13 protein-coding genes and 1 pseudogene are annotated in these 16,648 nt (G+C 68.5%); 4 read left to right on the top strand and 10 right to left on the bottom strand.

Annotation, left to right across the window (positions count from 1 at the left end; all coding sequences use genetic code 11):
* Positions 1-94: 94 nt before the first annotated feature.
* The 5 genes and pseudogenes from pgl to tkt all read right to left on the bottom strand — a co-directional run bounded on the left by pgl (position 95) and on the right by tkt (position 6,605).
* Positions 95-844 carry a 6-phosphogluconolactonase gene (gene pgl / locus DMB37_RS06915; protein ID WP_135231996.1) on the bottom strand — a complete coding sequence of 250 codons (750 nt, stop codon included), beginning with the start codon at positions 842-844 and terminating at the stop codon, positions 95-97.
* Positions 837-1,745, bottom strand: coding sequence for a glucose-6-phosphate dehydrogenase assembly protein OpcA (gene opcA, locus DMB37_RS06910; protein WP_186818477.1), 909 nt, complete (start codon positions 1,743-1,745; stop codon positions 837-839). The genes pgl and opcA overlap by 8 nt, the downstream gene beginning before the upstream one ends.
* Positions 1,742-3,168: pseudogene (gene zwf / locus DMB37_RS06905) on the bottom strand (glucose-6-phosphate dehydrogenase). Before zwf ends, opcA begins: the two are co-directional and overlap by 4 nt.
* Positions 3,169-3,305: 137 nt before the next feature.
* Complete coding sequence (gene tal / locus DMB37_RS06900; RefSeq protein ID WP_135231994.1) at positions 3,306-4,439, bottom strand: transaldolase; 1,134 nt, start codon at positions 4,437-4,439, stop codon at positions 3,306-3,308.
* Between the two features lie 6 nt (positions 4,440-4,445).
* A complete protein-coding gene (tkt, locus tag DMB37_RS06895; protein WP_135231993.1) occupies positions 4,446-6,605 on the bottom strand; it encodes a transketolase in 2,160 nt (719 codons plus the stop codon).
* Between the two features lie 383 nt (positions 6,606-6,988).
* Here tkt and DMB37_RS06890 point away from each other — a divergent pair, with 383 nt between their 5' ends.
* Positions 6,989-8,011 carry a heme o synthase gene (locus DMB37_RS06890; protein ID WP_370465339.1) on the top strand — a complete coding sequence of 341 codons (1,023 nt, stop codon included), beginning with the start codon at positions 6,989-6,991 and terminating at the stop codon, positions 8,009-8,011.
* Positions 8,012-8,018: 7 nt separating this feature from the next.
* On the opposite strand, the gene DMB37_RS06885 is transcribed toward DMB37_RS06890, so the two are convergent.
* Positions 8,019-9,440, bottom strand: coding sequence for an FAD-dependent monooxygenase (locus DMB37_RS06885; protein WP_135231992.1), 1,422 nt, complete (start codon positions 9,438-9,440; stop codon positions 8,019-8,021).
* Positions 9,441-9,527: 87 nt separating this feature from the next.
* On the opposite strand from DMB37_RS06885, the gene DMB37_RS06880 reads away from it, so the two are divergent.
* A complete protein-coding gene (locus DMB37_RS06880) occupies positions 9,528-10,124 on the top strand; it encodes a TetR/AcrR family transcriptional regulator (RefSeq protein ID WP_135231991.1) in 597 nt (198 codons plus the stop codon).
* A gap of 6 nt (positions 10,125-10,130) precedes the next feature.
* On the opposite strand, the gene DMB37_RS06875 is transcribed toward DMB37_RS06880, so the two are convergent.
* Entirely contained in the window at positions 10,131-11,102 is a 972-nt protein-coding gene (locus DMB37_RS06875; protein ID WP_135231990.1) for a quinone oxidoreductase, read from the bottom strand.
* Positions 11,103-11,207: 105 nt separating this feature from the next.
* Between DMB37_RS06875 and DMB37_RS06870 the strand changes: the two genes are divergently transcribed.
* Both DMB37_RS06870 and DMB37_RS06865 read left to right on the top strand, forming a co-directional pair.
* The gene (locus tag DMB37_RS06870; protein WP_135231989.1) at positions 11,208-11,558 is read left to right on the top strand and encodes a hypothetical protein; all 351 of its coding nucleotides are present in this window, start codon (positions 11,208-11,210) and stop codon (positions 11,556-11,558) included.
* A 3-nt stretch (positions 11,559-11,561) separates the two neighbouring features.
* Entirely contained in the window at positions 11,562-12,359 is a 798-nt protein-coding gene (locus DMB37_RS06865) for a transporter substrate-binding domain-containing protein (protein ID WP_240772493.1), read from the top strand.
* On the opposite strand, the gene DMB37_RS06860 is transcribed toward DMB37_RS06865, so the two are convergent.
* Genes DMB37_RS06860 through DMB37_RS06850 form a run of 3 tightly spaced genes read right to left on the bottom strand, consistent with a single transcriptional unit; the run spans position 12,356 to position 16,511 of the window.
* On the bottom strand, positions 12,356-13,183 hold the full coding sequence (locus tag DMB37_RS06860; RefSeq protein WP_135231987.1) for an alpha/beta hydrolase: 828 nt from the start codon (positions 13,181-13,183) through the stop codon (positions 12,356-12,358). The genes DMB37_RS06865 and DMB37_RS06860 overlap by 4 nt on opposite strands.
* Before the next feature lie 12 nt (positions 13,184-13,195).
* Positions 13,196-15,808, bottom strand: a complete 2,613-nt coding sequence (locus DMB37_RS06855; protein WP_167768766.1) for a PEP/pyruvate-binding domain-containing protein — start codon at positions 15,806-15,808, stop codon at positions 13,196-13,198.
* A gap of 13 nt (positions 15,809-15,821) precedes the next feature.
* Positions 15,822-16,511 carry a TetR/AcrR family transcriptional regulator gene (locus DMB37_RS06850; RefSeq protein WP_135231985.1) on the bottom strand — a complete coding sequence of 230 codons (690 nt, stop codon included), beginning with the start codon at positions 16,509-16,511 and terminating at the stop codon, positions 15,822-15,824.
* Positions 16,512-16,648: the final 137 nt, after the last annotated feature.

The raw sequence follows: 16,648 nt of genomic DNA, 5'->3' as shown, positions 1-16,648 counted from the left end.
ACCAGGTGCAGGCCGCCACCAAGTCCCGCCCAACAATGCCCTGCGTGGCTGGCGGCACCCTGCTGCGCGTGGAACGTGGAGATGGGGGCGACGCTCAGTCCGGCAACTGCAACGCTGACGCCGCGTCTTGGTCGAGCAACCACGTGGTGGATTCGAGCCCGACCGCCCCTGCGGCGGGAATGTCGACCGGGTCGGCGCCGGAGATTGCCTCCGCAACCGCGTCTGCCTTGGCCGCCCCACCGACGACCAGCACCACGTGTCGGGTGCGGCGGATGGCGGGGATGGTGAGGGTGACGCGGACCGGGGGCGGTTTCGGCGAATCCGTTACGGCGACAACGAGTTCGTGTTCCTCGCGGACCGCGTCGGTGTGCGGGAACAGCGAATTGATGTGTCCCTCGCCGCCCATGCCGAGCAGGTGCAGGTCGAAGGAGCCGTGTTCGGCCAGGTAGGCGTGCACGGCGGCGGAATATTCGGCGGCGGCCTCGATCGGGTCGGGGTATTCACCGTCGGACGCGGCTACCGGGTGTACTCGCGCCGGGTCGACCGGGACGTGATCGAGTAAAGCCTGGCGCGCCTGGAGGTCGTTGCGTTCGGCGTCGCCCGCGGGCACGAAACGCTCATCGCCCCAGAAGAAGTCGACGTTGGACCAGTCGATGTCACCGGGGGACTTGCGGACCAGTTCGAGCAGTCCGATGCCGGTGCCGCCGCCGGTCAGCACGACCGACGCGGTGCCGCGTTCTTCCTGCGCGGCGGCGACGACCTCGACGAACCGGGCCGCCGCGGCGGCGATCAGCGAGTCGGTATCGATGTGGACTTCTACTGTGTCGCTGGCGGATTCACTCATAGGTCACCTTCTCGATTCCGGCGAGGGCCTCGGCATAGATCTCGTCGGCGTCCAGCCTGCGCAGCTCTTCGGCGAGGCAGTCGCGAGTTTCTCTGCGGGCCAGCGCGATTCGCTGGTCGGGGTCACCGGTGCGGGTCAGCGTCGCGGTGCGCCCGGTCTGCGGACGTTCGATGGTGACCGACACCGACGGCCGGTGCAGCTCCACCCGCAGCGCCCCGGAGCGGCGGATCACCGGGCAGCCGAGGCGGCCTGCGAGCCACCCGGCCAACGTGTCCAGGGCCGGTTCGTCGCGCAAACCGGACACCAGCACCGATTCCACCGGCTCGAAGGGCGGTTCGTCCAGCGCGGCGGCCAGCAAGGCACGCCAGTAGGTGATCCGGCTCCACGCCAGATCGGTGTCGCCTGCCGCGTAGGAACCGAGCCGCTTCTTGATCGCGGCCTGCGGGTCGGCGGCGTAGGTGGCGTCGGTGATGCGGCGAGTCGCCAAGCGGCCCACCGAATCCTTGGACGGGAACTCGGGCGCGCCGCGCGGCCACCAGGCCACCACGGGGGTGTCCGGCAGCAGGAACGGGATGACGACGCTGCTCTCGTGGTTGATCAGCTCGCCCTGCAACCGCAGCACGATCACCTCGGCCGCGCCCGCGTCCCCGCCGACCCGGATCTGAGCGTCGAGCCGGGTCTCGGCGTCGCGGTCGCCGCGCGCCAAAACGACCACCCGGCAAGGGTGTTCGCGGCTGGCATCGTTGGCGGCGTCGATCGCGTCCTCGGCCTCGGAGCTGTCCAGCGTGCAGACCACCAGGGTGAGCACCCGCATCATGGTGATCACGCCGTTGCTCTCGCGCAGCTGCACGATGCGCTTGGTGACCTCGCCGGTCGTGGTGTGCGGAATGTCGATGATCACGGCCGCCGCCATTCGCGCCCGGTGCGGGCGAGCATCTCGTCGGCCGAGGAGGGACCCCAGGTGCCCGCCTCGTATGGTTCGGGTTTGCCTTCGGTGGCCCAGTGCTCGAGCACCGGATCGAGGATGCCCCAGGACAATTCGACCTCCGCGTTCACCGGGAACAGCGACGGCACCCCGAGCAGCACGTCGAGGATCAGGCGTTCGTAGGCCTCGGGGAGGACTCGGTGAACGCCTCGCCGTAGCTGAAATCCATGTTGACGTCGCGCACTTCCATGCTCGACCCTGGCACTTTCGAGCCGAACCTGGTGGTGATGCCCTCGTCCGGCTGCACCCGGATGACCAGCGCGTTCTGCCCGAGATCCTCGGTCATGGTCTGGTCGAACGGCAGGTGCGGCGCCCGCTTGAACATCACCGCGATCTCGGTGACCCTGCGGCCGAGCCGTTTTCCGGTGCGCAGATAGAACGGCACCCCGGCCCAGCGGCGGGTGTCGACCTCGAGCGTGATCGCGGCGTAGGTCTCGGTGCGCGACTCCGGGTCGAAGCCCTCCTCGTTGAGCAGGCCGACCACCTGCTCGCCGCCCTGCCAGCCGTCGGCGTACTGTCCGCGCGCGGTGGTCTCGTCCAGCGGCTCGACCAGCTTGGTGGCCGAGAGCACCTTGATCTTCTCGGCCTGTAACTGCTTGGGCTGAAAGCTGATCGGCTCTTCCATCGCGGTGAGCGCGAGCAGCTGCAGCAGATGGTTCTGGATCACGTCGCGGGCCGCGCCGATGCCGTCGTAATAGCCTGCGCGACCGCCCAACCCGATGTCCTCGGCCATGGTGATCTGCACGTGGTCGACGTAGTTGGCGTTCCAGATCGGGTCGTAGAGCTGGTTGGCGAAGCGTAACGCCAGGATGTTCTGCACCGTCTCTTTGCCGAGGTAGTGGTCGATCCGGAAGACGGTCTCCTCCGGAAACACACCGTTGACCAGCGCGTTGAGCTCTTGGGCGCTTTCCAGATCGTGGCCGAACGGCTTCTCGATCACCACCCGCCGCCACGGCTTACGGCCCGCGGCGTCGGTATTGTCCGGTTGCGCGAGTCCGTGTTCGGACAGCTGGTTGAGCACCACCGGGAACATGTTCGGCGGAATCGACAGATAGAAGGCGTGATTGCCGCCGGTGCCGCGCTCCTTGTCCAGCGCCGCCAGGGTCTCGGCGAGGGTGGCGAAGGCCTTGTCGTCGTCGAAACTGCCCTGCACGAACCGGATTCCCTCGGCCAGGTGGTCCCAGACCTCCTGCCGGAAGGGCGTGCGCGCGTGCGTCTTCACCGAATCGAGCACGACCTTCGCGAAGTCCTCGTCCGCGTAATCGCGGCGGGCGAAGCCGACCAGCGCGAAGCCCGGGGGCAGCAGCCCCCGGTTCGCGAGGTCGTAGATGGCCGGCATCAACTTCTTCCGGGACAGGTCGCCGGTGACACCGAAGATCACCATGCTGCACGGGCCCGCGATGCGCGGGACCCGCTTGTCCCGCTCGTCGCGCAGCGGGTTCTGCCAGGTCGGGTTCTTGGGGCCGGCCATCGGTGTCAGTTGTTCCCGGCCGCTTTGGACAGCTCCTCCGTCGTGGCGGACATCAGTTCCGCCCACGACTTCTCGAACTTGTCCACGCCTTCGCGCTCGAGCACCTGGAACACGTCGTCGAGGTCGACGCCGACGGCCGAGAGCTTGTCGAAGACCTCCTGCGCGGCCGCGGCGGTGCCGCTGACCGTGTCGCCGCGGATCTCGGCGTGGTCGGCGACGGCCTCCAGTGTTTTCTCCGGCAACGTGTTCACCGTGTTCGGCGCGACCAGCTCGGTGACGTACATGACGTCGGAGTAGTCCGGGTTCTTCACGCCGGTCGAAGCCCACAGCGGCCGTTGCCGATTCGCGCCCGCGGCGGCGAGGTGGTTGTAGGTGGAGGTGTGCTTGCCGCCGTCGAACACGTCCTGGTATTCGGCGTAGGCCAAGCGGGCGTTGGCGATTCCGGCCTGCCCGCGCAGCGCGAGGGCCTCGTCGGAGCCGATCGCCTCGAGCCGCTTGTCGATCTCGCTGTCCACCCGGGACACGAAGAACGAAGCGACCGAATGGATCTTGCCGAGGTCGTGGCCCGCGGTCTTGGCGCTGCGCAGCCCGTCGAGGTAGGCGCCCATCACCGCGCGGTAGCGCGCGACGGAGAAGATCAGCGTCACGTTCACGCTGATGCCCTCGGCGATCACCCGGGTGATCGCGGGCAGGCCCGCCTCGGTGGCCGGGATCTTGATGAACAGGTTGGGCCGGTCCACCGTCTTCCACAGGTCGATGGCCTGCGCGATGGTCTTGTCCGCGTCGAAGGCGAAGCGGGGGTCGACCTCGATGGAGACGCGGCCGTCCACCCCGTTGGACGCCTCGAACACGCCTGCGAAGACATCACAGGCGGAGCGCACGTCGTCGGTGGTGATGGTGCGGATCGCGGCGTCGGCATCCGCGCCTTGGGCGGCAAGCTCTTTGAGCTGTCCGTCGTAAGCGTGGCCCTTGCTCAGCGCACCCTGGAAGATGGTCGGGTTGGTGGTCACCCCGACGACGCTGCGGGTCTCGATCAGCTCGGCGAGGTTGCCGGACTGGATGCGGTCGCGCGACAGGTCGTCGAGCCACACCGAGACGCCGGCCGCGGACAGGGCGGCGGTATTCGCGTTCTGTGTCATGAGCGCTTATCCCTTCACGTTTTCGACGGCGCCGCTGTTCTCGAAGGTGGTGAGCGCGGCGGCAACCACGGCTTCGGTGGTGATTCCGAACTCGCGGAACAGGGTCTTGTAGTCGGCGGACGCACCGAAGTGCTCGATCGAGACGATCTGGCCCGCGTCACCGGCGAACCGGTGCCACGGCATCGCGATACCGGCCTCGACCACCACGCGCGCGGTGACCGTCGGGGGCAGCACCTCGTTGCGGTAGACCTGGTCCTGCGCGTCGAACCACTCCACGCACGGCATCGACACCACCCGGGTACCGATGCCACGCTCCTCCAGGCTAATCCGCGCGCCGACGGCGAGCTGGAGCTCCGAGCCGGTAGCGATGAGGATCACCTGCGGGGTGTCGGTGGAGGATTCGGCCAGGATGTAGCCGCCTTTCTTGACGCCCTCGTAGCTGGTGCCCTCCTGGATCGGCAGATCCTGGCGGGTCAGCGCGAGCGCCGACGGTCCGTCCTGGTGCGGCATCTCCGAGACCGAGAAGTGCGAGGTGTGCTCGCTGCTGTCGCGCTCGAGGATGGTGCGCCAGGCGTAGGTGGTCTCGTTGGCGTCGCCGGGGCGGACCACGTTCAGACCGGGGATGGCGCGCAGCGCGGCGAGGTGCTCGATCGGCTGATGCGTCGGGCCGTCCTCACCGAGGCCGATGGAGTCGTGCGTCCACACGTAGATGGCGGGCACGCGCATCAGCGCGGCCAGGCGCACCGCGGGGCGCATGTAGTCGCTGAACACCAGGAAGGTGCCGCCGTACGGGCGGGTCGGGCCGTGCAGCGCGATGCCGTTGAGGATCGCGCCCATGGCGTGCTCGCGCACCCCGAAGTGCAGCGTGCGGCCGTACGGGTTGGCCTTCCACATGCCGGTCGAGATCGACTCGGGGCCGAAGCTCGCCTCACCGGACATGGTGGTGTTGTTGGACTCGGCGAGGTCGGCCGAGCCGCCCCACAGCTCCGGCAGCACCGGCGCCAGCGCGGCGAGCACCTTGCCGGAGGCCTTGCGGGTGGCGACGCCCTTGGGGTCCGGCTCGTAGCTCGGCAGGTTCTCGGCCCAGCCCTGCGGCAGGTCGCGCTTGGCGAGCCGGTCGAACAGGGCCTTGTTGTCCGGGTTGGCCTGCGCCCACGCGTCGAACTGCTGCTGCCACTGCGCGTGCGCCTGCTTGCCGCGATCGATGGCCTTGCGGGTGTGCGCGATCACCGCGTCGTCCACCTCGAAGGTCTGCTCGGGGTCGAAGCCGAGGATCTTCTTGGTGGCGGCCACCTCGTCCGCGCCGAGGGCGGCACCGTGCGCGGCGCCGGTGTTCATCTTGTTGGGCGCCGGGTAGCCGATGATGGTGCGCAGCACGATGATCGACGGCTTGCCGGTCTCCGCCTTGGCGGCCGCCAGCGCCGACTCGATGGCGACGACGTCCTCGCCACCCTCGACGACCTGGACGTGCCAGCCGTAGGCCTCGTAGCGCTTGGCGACGTCCTCGTCGAAGGCGATGGTGGTGTCGTCCTCGATGGAGATCTTGTTGTCGTCGTAGATCAGCACGAGGTTGCCGAGCTGCTGGGTGCCCGCGAGCGAGGAGGCCTCGGAGGTGACGCCCTCCTCCATGTCACCGTCGGAGGCGATCACGTAGATGAAGTGGTCGAACGGGCTGGTGCCCGGCGCGGCGTTCGGATCGAACAGGCCGCGCTCGCGGCGGGCGGCCATCGCCATGCCGACCGCGGAGGCCAGGCCCTGGCCGAGCGGCCCGGTGGTGATCTCGACGCCGTCGGTGTGCCGGAACTCGGGGTGGCCCGGGGTGAGCGAGCCCCACTTGCGCAGGTTCTTCAGATCGTCCAGTTCCAGGCCGAAACCGGCCAGGTAGAGCTGGATGTACTGGGTGATGCTGGAGTGACCGCAGGACAGCACGAACCGGTCCCGGCCGACCCAGCTCGGGTCGCTCGGGTCGATCCGCATGGTCCGCTGGTAGAGGGAGTACGCCAGCGGCGCCAGGCTCATCGCGGTGCCAGGGTGTCCGTTGCCGGCGTTCTGCACCGCGTCTGCGGCGAGCACCCGGATCGTGTCGACGGCCTTGGTGTCCAGATCCGTCCAGTCGTCCGGGTGATTCGGCTGAGTGAGGGCGCGGATGTCGTCTGTGACTGACACGACCGAGGTTCTCCTGACATTGGTTTCGTCGACGGCGGCTTTACTGGCGGCGATGAACGCACGGCAGCGGCGCGTGCATACCGGGTGTGTACCCAACCACCCTAGATGTGCCCATTGAGCGGGGTGCGGGGAACCCTGTCTTTGTTTGCCCCGCGAACGGCGCTCGAAACCGCGTGCGGCCGGGGTTCTCCGGACCCGTGGCGCGCCGTCGGCTGGGTCACATTCCCAATGTTGTTGCGTGGGGCTATGCGAGGAGCACGCTCGGTGGGGTCTACCATCCTCTGTAGTAGTAGCCGCGCCGCACGGCTGAAGAGGCGCCGAGGCGGGCGAAGGTCCAGCTCTCGCGCATCCAGCTCAGCGGGACCGAGCGTGCTGCTTGGTCCATGCCGGATGCGATGCACAGCGTGCGAGGAGAAACAGTGCGGATTGGGCAACAGCCGGGTGGCAATGGCGCGCACGGCTCCGCTCCGACGGCGCTGGCGGACCGGTTCGCCGGGCCAGGGCTGCCGTCCCGACTACTGCGACGAGTGCTCGCGTATATCGCGCTCACCAAGCCGCGGGTCATCGAATTGCTGCTCGTCGCGACGATTCCGACGATGCTGCTCGCCGATCGCGGGCACATCGACATCCGCCTCATCCTGGTCACCCTTTTCGGTGGCTGGATGGGCGCGGCCAGCGCGAACACGCTGAACTGTGTCGCCGACGCCGATATCGACAAGGTGATGAAGCGGACCGCGAAGCGCCCGCTGGCCAGGGAGGCAGTGCCGACCTCGCACGCCTTCGTGTTCGGTGTGGTGCTCGGCCTCGGCTCGTTCGCCTGGCTGTGGTGGCAGGCGAACCTGCTCAGCGGTGTCCTGGTGGTCGCGACGATCCTGTTCTACGTCTTCGTCTACACCCTCGGTCTCAAGCGCCGCACCTCGCAGAACGTGGTGTGGGGCGGCGCCGCGGGCTGCATGCCCGCCCTGGTCGGCTGGTCCGCGGCGACCGGCGGCATCGGCTGGCCCGCCGTCGTGCTGTTCGCTGTCATCTTCTTCTGGACACCGCCGCACACCTGGGCGCTGGCCATGCGCTACAAGGAGGACTACCGCGCGGCGGGCGTGCCGATGCTGCCCGTGGTGGCCACCGAGCAGGCGGTGACCAAGCAGATCGTCATCTACACCTGGCTCACCGTGCTCGCCACCTTGGCGCTGGTCCCCGCGACCGGCGTGGTCTACGCGGCCGTGGCGCTGGTGGCCGGAGCGTGGTTCCTGCTCATGGCGCACCAGCTGTACTCCGGCGTGCGGCGCGGCGAATCGGTGAAGCCGCTGCGACTGTTCCTGCAGTCGAACAACTATCTCGCCGTGGTGTTCTGCGGTCTCGCGGTCGATTCCGTGCTGGGCTGGGACACCGTCGGTAGCTTCCTCTGATCCACCTTCAGTCGCGTCGGGCCAGGTAGCCGTCGGGCCGGATCTCGACTCGGGCTCCGTCGACCGCGTGGTACGCGGCGAAGGCATGGCCTTCGACATCGATGACGTGCCGCCCGGCCGCCGTGGTGCCGGGCCGGACGACCGCGTAGGCCTCGGTGCCGGTGGGGAGTTCGCCGGTTTCGCCGAAGCACAGCAGCGTCGCGTGCGGGCCACGGAACAGGTCGAACAGGCGAATCGGATTGCCTGCCATGTCCTTCAGCGGAGCGTCGGGGGCGCGGTCGCCCGCGACGAGTGGGCCGAGGTCGGCCGGGTCGCGGTAGCTGATGTCCAACTGCTGGGTTTCCGGGCCGCGCCGCATCGCGTCCTCGGCGCCGTCGACCAGCTTGTCCAGCAGTGCGGAACTGATACCGAGGACGCGGGCGGCGACCGTCCTGCGCTCGGATTCATAACTGTCCAGCAGTGATTCGTCACCGTGCACGGCGGCGGCCAGTTTCCAGCCGAGGTTGTACGCGTCCTGGATGCCGGTGTTCATGCCCTGTCCGCCGGTCGGCGGATGCACGTGCGCGGCGTCACCGGCGAGGAAGACACGCCCGTCCCGGAACCGTTCGGCCAGGCGGATATTCGGCCGCCACACCGTCACCCAGGTGAGCTCGGACAGCGTGATGTCGGTGCGGCCGGAGTAGCGGTCGAGGTACTCCTGCAGCACCGCGAGGGTCGGCTCGGCATCGCCGGTCAGCGGCGCGGCGAACTGGAACTGGCGCCCACCGGGCAAGGGGGACATGGCGATCCCCTCCATCGGCCGGTCCGCACCGGCGAACCAGTAGCCGAAGGCATGGTCGAGGGCGTCGGCCCGGACATCGCCGAGCAGCATCCGCAGTGACTCGTCGGTGCTGCCCTCGAACGCGATACCGAGCGTCTTGCGCACCGTGCTGCGGCCACCGTCGGCGCCGACCAGGTAGGCGGCGCGCACAGTCTCCTCGGCACTCCCGTGTGTCAGGGTCGCGGTGACGCCGGTCGCGTCCTGGGCGAACGTGCGCAGCGTCGTGCCGAGTTCGACCCGAACACCGAAGTCCGCGAGCCGTTCACGCAGGATCGCCTCGGTCCCGGCCTGCCCGAGCACCCAGCCATTCGGGTAGGGGACCGCGGGCGTCGGCTCGATCGGGTCCCACATCCGGTGCTCGCCGACGAACTCGCCACCGAGGTAAGCCAGCATGACCGGCCCGGTTGCGCCCGCAGCCAGCACCGCGTCGAGCACGCCGAGGTCGTCGAACACCTCGAGGGTGCGGGGTTGGATGCCGTCACCGCGGGAGCCCGCGAAGAACTCGGTGGCCTGATCGATGATCCGGACCGGGATGTTCCGGCGGGCCAGGTCGAGGGCGAGGGTCAACCCGGTGGGTCCGGCGCCTGCGATGAGTACCTGGTCGTGCACGTTTCACTCCTGAATTAGAATTCAATGAATACTGATTCAGTATTGAAGTTGGTACCTTGCCTGTCAAGGAGGTGGGTGCGGGTGTCGATGAGTCGCAAAGAGAAGTCGGCCGAAACCGAGCACGCGCTGAAGGCGGCTGCCCTGCGCCTATTCGCCGAGCGCGGCTACCTGAACACCAAGATCGTCGACATCACCACGGCGGCGGGTCGTGCGGCCGGGTCGTTCTACAACCATTTCGCGGGCAAGGAAGAGCTACTCCAGGCGCTGCTGGACGACGTCGCGGCGGCCGGTGACGTGACGGCGGAGGGGCCGGACCACAACCCGGACTTCACCGATCCGGCGGCGATCCGCTTCCATGTGGAGCAGTACTGGATATCGGCGCGCCAGCACTGGGCCGTGTACCGATCCATCCAGCAGGCGGCGCTGGTCAACGACGAATTCGCCAGGCAGGCCGGGCAGTTCGCGATTCAGCAGCGCCGCGACATCGTCAACCATCTGGACGGTTTCGGTCCGGATGGGCCCACGCTGCCGAGCACGCCCGACGCCAGCCTGGCGATGATGTTCCTGCTCGCCGCCGGCACGGTGCAGGCGGTCGAGGAGGGCACGGTCGAGTTGACCGACAAGCAGGCCGTCGACGGCCTGACGCGCTTCATCTACCGCGGCCTGACCGGCCGCGATTACTGAACCGGGCTAGGAACCGGGCAGCAGGACGATGGAGCCGGTGGTCTTGCGCGCCTCGAGATCGCGGTGCGCCTGCTCGGCCTCGGCGAGCGGGTAGGTCGCGCCGATCCGGATCCGCAGCGTGCCGTTGTCGACGGCGTTGAGGATGTCCGTTGCGCGCCACAGCAGTTCGGCACGGTCGCGGGTGTAGTGGGCCAGCGTCGGGCGGGTGACGAACAGCGAGCCGGAGCCGGCGAGGCGCTGGAGGTCGAACGGGGGGACTGCGCCGCTGGCACCGCCGAAGAGTGCGAGCATGCCGCGGACCCGCAGCGACGCGAGGCTGGCCTCGAAGGTGGCCGCGCCGACACCGTCGTACACCGCGGCCACGCCCACGCCGTCGGTGAGCGCGCGCACCTGGTCGGCGAGGTCGTCGCCGTAGCGCAGCACCTCGGCGGCACCGGCCTCGCGGGAGAGTTTCTCCTTCGCATCGGTGGACACCGTGGTGATCACCCGGGCACCGCGGGCCGCGGCGAGCTGGGTCAGCACCAGACCGACACCGCCCGCGCCCGCGTGCACCAGCACCGACTCGCCCGGCTGCGGGGTGTAGATCGATTCGAGCAGGTAGTGCGCGGTCATGCCCTGCAGTAGCGCGGAAGCGGCCACCTTCGGGTCGACCTCGCCGGGCACCTTGACGGCCACCGCGGCGTTCACCGCGACCCGCTCGGCGTAGCTGCCGGGTCCGGCCGCCCACGCGACGCGGTCGCCGGCGGCGAACTCGGTGACGTTCGCGCCGACCTCGGCCACCACACCGGAGCCCTCGGCGCCGGGCACGTAGGGCACGTCCTGTGGATAGCGGCCGGTGCGGATGTAGGTGTCGATGAAGTTGATGCCGATGGCCTGGATGTCGACGAGCAGCTGATCGGGTCCGATCTGCGGGTCCGGCACCTCGACGTACTCCAGGACTTCGGGACCACCGTGTTCGGACACCTGAATCGCACGCATGAGATCTGTTCTACACCTTCACGGTGGGCAGGCCGGACCCGGCGGTGGCGGACAATTCCGGCAGGGGGACTGGACCGTTTGCTACTGGCCGGTAAACTCCGTGCCATGAGTGCTGATGTCGCCACGGCCCCGGTGAAGTTGTCGGGCGCCCTCGTGGAGTCCGTCAAGGGTTTCGTCGCCGATCACGAGGGTTCGGCCACGGCCGTGCTGCAGCCGCTCGGCCGCGCCGGTGTCCGAGTGACGCTGGTCGGTGCCGACGGCATCCTCGGCGACCGGGTCGTCACCGATATGGCCACGGCGAAGGAACTCGTCGCCACCATCGAGGGTCTCACCGAGGCCGATGAGTGGGACCGGGAACTGACCTCGATCGTCACCCCGCGCAAGTCGCACTGGGCCCAGATGGCCGGTTGGGTGGCCAAACAGAAGCGATTCCCCAAGGCGCGCAACGAGAACTGAGTGATGCGCATGGCGCGGCTGTTCGGCCGCATCGGTGCAGTACTGCTCGCCGGGTGGACAGTCCTTGTGGCCCCGGCGATTCCGGCGAGCGCAGAGCAGGGCAACGCGCTGCGGGTGTGCACGCCCGGCGACTATCCGCCGTACTCGATCGCCGAGGGTGCGGGCGAATATCGCGGCGTCGACATCGAACTGGCGCGCGGCTTCGCCGACTTGCTCCGCAGGCCGATCCAGTTCGTCCCGGTCACCTGGGCGACCCTGAAGACGGATTTCGCTGAGCGACACTGCGATATCGCGGTCGGTGGCATCTCCGATCAGCCCGCGCGCAGGGCCTTTGCCGACTTCTCGATCACGTACGGCACCGACGGCAAGACGCCGATCACCCGTCGCGCCAGTGGCGCCGACTTCTCGACGATCGAGCAGATCAACCGCCCCGAGGTGCGGGTGATCGCGAATCGCGGTGGTACGAACGAGGAGTTCGCGCGTAAGAACTTCCCCGATGCCCAACTCACCCTCTGGCCGGAGAATCTCACCATCTTCGACGAGGTCGAACAGGGCCGGGCCGACGTCTTCGTCACCGACGCCGTCGAGGGCCGCTACCGCGTCCGCCAGCACCCGGGCCTCCAGGTCTTGCACCCGGACAAGCCTTTCGACTCGTTCGGCAAGGTGCTGCTGATCCGCAAGGACGACCCGGTGCTGTCCACGCTGCTCAACGGGTACTTGACCACCCAGCTTGCGACCGGCACCGTGGACCGCCTGTTCGGCCAATGGATCGGACCTGACGCGACGGTCCCGGTCGGCTAGTCCGACGGTCTAGTGGTGGCCACCCAGTCGAGGTAGCGGTCCATCCAGCTGTCGCAGGGTAGGCCGCGCGACTCCATCGCGAAACCGTGGCCACCTCGAGCGTAGACGTGCAGCTCCGCGGCGTGGCCCGCGGCTTGCCAGGCCTGGTAGCGGGCCAGGTTCCCCGGGACGACGTTCTCGTCGGGGTCGTCGCCGGCCAGGGCGAGAAACAGCGGAGGCGCGTCGGCCGGGACGGTGTATTCGTGCCAGGCGGGGGCGTACAGCGCGGCGACGTGGTCGGGGCGGCTCTGCTGGTCGTAATCTGTTGCGGCACTGAAGGCTAGTTGCCCGCCCGCGGACGAACCGAGGATGCCGACGTGCCGGGGATCGACCTGCCAGGTGGCGGCGTGCTCGCGGACGAACTGGACCGCTCGGCGTGCATCGGTGGCCGCCGGGTAGGACTGGGCCTCGATATCGGCCATGGTGTAGTCGGTGGCCCAGTGTCGAATGAAGTCTTCGTCGCGAGGCGTCGAGGGGAGCAGGCGGTAGCGCAGCACGAAAGCGGTGCAGCCTTGTGCGGCAAGGGAATCGGCGACATCGGTGCCGGTGCCTCGGGTGAGTGTGATGAAACTGCCGCCGGGACAGACGATGACGGCGGTTCCGGTCGCGCGCGCTGGATCCGGGCGGTGGACGGTCAGTGCGGGTTCGGTGACGTTGCGGACAAGGGTGACCGCCTTGCCGTCCTGCAAGCCGGGGACGGTGGTCACCTGGCCATATGGCGACGGCTCGCGCGGACTGGAACCCGGCCACAGCGGGATGATGTCTTCGGATGTCGTTGTGCTCATGCGGGTTCCGTTTCAGCTGGTGGCGAGGGTCACCGTGCCTGCGTCACCGTCGACGGTCACCGGCACGCCGTCGGTCAGCCGTTCGGTGGCCACGCCGGTGCCCAGCACGGCGGGAATGTGATACTCGCGGGCCACGATCGAACTGTGGCTCAGCGGTCCGCCGACGTCGGTGACGACCGCGGACGCCAAGGCGAACAGCGGCGTCCAGGCCGGTGTGGTGATCTTGGCGACCAGCACGTCGCCGGGGCGGAGGCGGCTGAAATCGCCGGGGCCGTCGATGATTCGCGCGGGCGCCGTGACGCGGCCAGGACTGCCGGGCACGCCCTTGACCACCGCGCCGGAATCCTGGTCGCCGCCCGCGGGCAGCAGCTTCGAGAAGTCGAGGCCGAAGAGCTTCGCGCCGCCGGCGACCGGTAACGCATGCGGCGGGGTGACCATCCGCTGCGCCGCCGCGCTCGCCCTGCGCTCGGCCACGACGGCGCGTGAATCCTTCGGTGGACGAGCATTATCCAGTGCGTGCGCCGCATCCTGTAGTTCGTCGAGGCGCAACCAGAAGACGTCGTCGTCCGTGCCGAGTGCGCCTGCGGCCACGAGACGTCGACCGAGCTCGTGCAGCAGGCGACGCACGGTCGGCCAGCCGAGGCCGACATCCGCGAGGCCGTCCTCGCGCAACGGGCTCATGGTTTGTGCCCAGCGCAGCAAACGCAGTGTCAGCCAGCGCCGTACGCCCGGCCGCCTCGCCTGGAGGGCGCGCATCGCCTGCTCCCGCTTCAGCTGTGCGTTGCGCTGACGGTCGTGCGGATCGTGCGCCGCCGGGGTACCGAAGAATGCGAGCGTCTGCAACAGCGGTGCCGGATCGTCGACGGGCAGTGGTGCGGCGAAGTCGAGGTCGTAGACGGTATCGCCGTAGGTCGCCAGGTGGTCGGCGAACCGGCTCAGGAACTCGTGCCACGCCGGGTTCCCACTACTTACGCCCTTGTCGTGCAGGAGCGCGAGAAGGTCTGTGCCCGACAGGTTCTCGACTCGATCGGCGAGTCCCGGCTGTGTATGGATCCAGCGAGCCAGTTCGTAGAGCGACTTCTCCGCACGCAACGGCTTGCTGTCGAAGCCGAGTAGGAAGGTCAACGCGGCCGGGTCGTCGCGCCGCTTCATCGTCTTGTACGCCGCCGAGAACAGGCCCTCGCTGATGTACGTCGCGGGCAGCACACCCCCTTGCAACGTGAGGTAGTAATGCGCCGCCTCCTCGACGATCGCCCTGGCGGCTTCCAGCAACTCGGTGGCGGATGCCTGGGCCGGATTCAGCCGGTTCTGCTCCGCGGTGACCTCGGTATACCGTGTGTGTCCCGCTCGCCACCGCTGTGGCGCGGTGCGTAGCGCACGCGGCAAGGTCGACGCGAGAAATCGCGGCTGCGCCAACAACATTCGAGCGAGCATCCCCGGGGTGTAGGTGATGTCGTAGTAGCCATACCCGTTGATCACCACCAGCGGATTGTCGAAGTAGGGCAGCCCGAGGTCGTGATACCGATCCTTGGTGGCCTTGCCGAACGCGGGCAGCCCCAGCGTGGCGAACAGCGGCGACAGTGGCTCCGGCAGCAGTTCCAGCACGCTGGCCCGCATGTACTTACCCTTGCGGTCGGGCAGCTCCCATTCGGCCGGCGGTTCGGGTGCGTCGGGCAGCACCGTGATCGGCCGTGCCTGCACGATGAACAGCTCGCCCGCGTGCACCGCCCACTCGATATCCATCGGCCGGCCGTACAGCTCCTCGATCCGCACGGCGAGCTCGGTCAGCTCGGCGGCTCGACCGGAATCGAGCACCCGTGCGTTCCGTTGCTCCTCGGGTACCGCGACGTCCTCGGTGCCCGCTGCCGTGCGCACGGTCATCGAGCGCTTGTCGCTGATGTCCTCGCGCAGGATCTGCCCGTCGGACTTCGCGACGAGAAGTGTGTCGGGCGTGACGTTTCCGCTGACGATGGCCTCGCCGAGACCCCAGGCCGCGTTGATCATCACCCGGTCCCGTGCACCGGTCAGCGGGTCGGCGGTGAACAGCACGCCGGCGGCGTCGGCGGGAACGAGCTCCTGCACGACGACCGCCAAGCTCACCTCGTCGGACTCGATGCCTTGGCGGGCGCGATAATCGATGGCCCGCGCGGTCCACAGCGACGCCCAGCAGCGTTGTACCGCGGCCAGAACCTGGTCGGTGCCACGGATATTGAGGTAGGTCTCCTGTTGCCCGGCGAAGGACAACTCCGGCAGATCCTCCGCGGTGGCCGAGGAACGCACCGCTACCGCCACCTCGTCCCCGAGCTGGGCGTAGGCGATGCGGACGGCTGCCGTGATCTCTTCCGGCACCGGCTGTTCGGCGAACAGTCCGGCGACCTCCGCCGCGGCGGCTTCGATGGAAGCGGGCCGATCCGGGTCGGCCGCGGCGACCGCCCGAAGAATCTTCTCGTGCAGCTTCGCGCGGTCGACGAAGTGCCGGTAAGCGGCCGTGGTGACGTGAAACCCCGGTGGCACCGGAAGTTTCGCCGCAGCCATGCGGGCGAGTGAAGCGCCCTTACCGCCGGCCACCTCCAATGTGGCCCGGGTGTCGTCCAGGTCGAGGACGAGCGGATCGCTGGTGGTCATCGGATTTTCCTTCCTATCGGCCGGGCTCGGCGCCGAAATTCGCGCGGGCGCGCGCCAGCTCATCGAGCAGCAGCGCTTTGCCACGGGCGAGGTCGGCGCCCTCGGGCGGGGTCAGCGCCCGTTCGAGCAGGTCGGCCAGTGTGCTGAGCAGTTCATCGGAGGACGGCTGGTCCGGATCGGCGGGTTCGGCCCGATCCGATGGCAAGGTGCGCCGGATGGCGGGGGTCAACGCGTCGAGAATGAAAGCGGCCGTGCGGATGTCGACGTCGGAGCGGACCGTGCCCGCCTCCTGCATGGCGAGCAGGAAGTCGCCGGTGCCGAGTTTGGGCAGCCGGGCGAAGACGTTGCCCGGCTTGCGCAGGTACTTGCCCAGGATGTCTTCGTCGCGCGCGACGACCGCTGCGGCGAGCGGCAGCCGGGTGAGCGTGTGCACCATCGCCCGGTAGACGCTGGCCACGCTGCCCGCCTGCGGGTCCGCCTCCAGCTGTGCCCGCCACGTGTCCGCGTACCGGCTCAGCTCGCGTCGCACCGTCGCCTCGACGAGCTCGTCTTTCGACTTGAACTGCAGATACACCAAACCCCGGTGCAGGGCGACGGCATCGGCGACGTCGCCCATCGTCAGCTTGTTGTAGCCGATCCGGCACAGCAGGTCGGCGGCCGCATCGAGGATGGCCTGCTCGCGTTCGAACTCGTTGACGCTCATCGTTTTGTCACCTTGACATATTTTGAGAAGTTGTCAAAAACGACCGTACGCCCGCCACGGGCCCGCGTCAACGGGTGCCGAGCGTCGGCTTACGAATTGCGTAAAGATCCGTGCGGCAAGGGATTCAGCAGGGCACG

Origin of the sequence: Nocardia sp. CS682 (assembly GCF_004634405.1) — a bacterium.
Lineage (GTDB): Bacteria > Actinomycetota > Actinomycetes > Mycobacteriales > Mycobacteriaceae > Nocardia > Nocardia ninae.
This window is presented reverse-complemented; position numbering and strand designations above follow the sequence as displayed.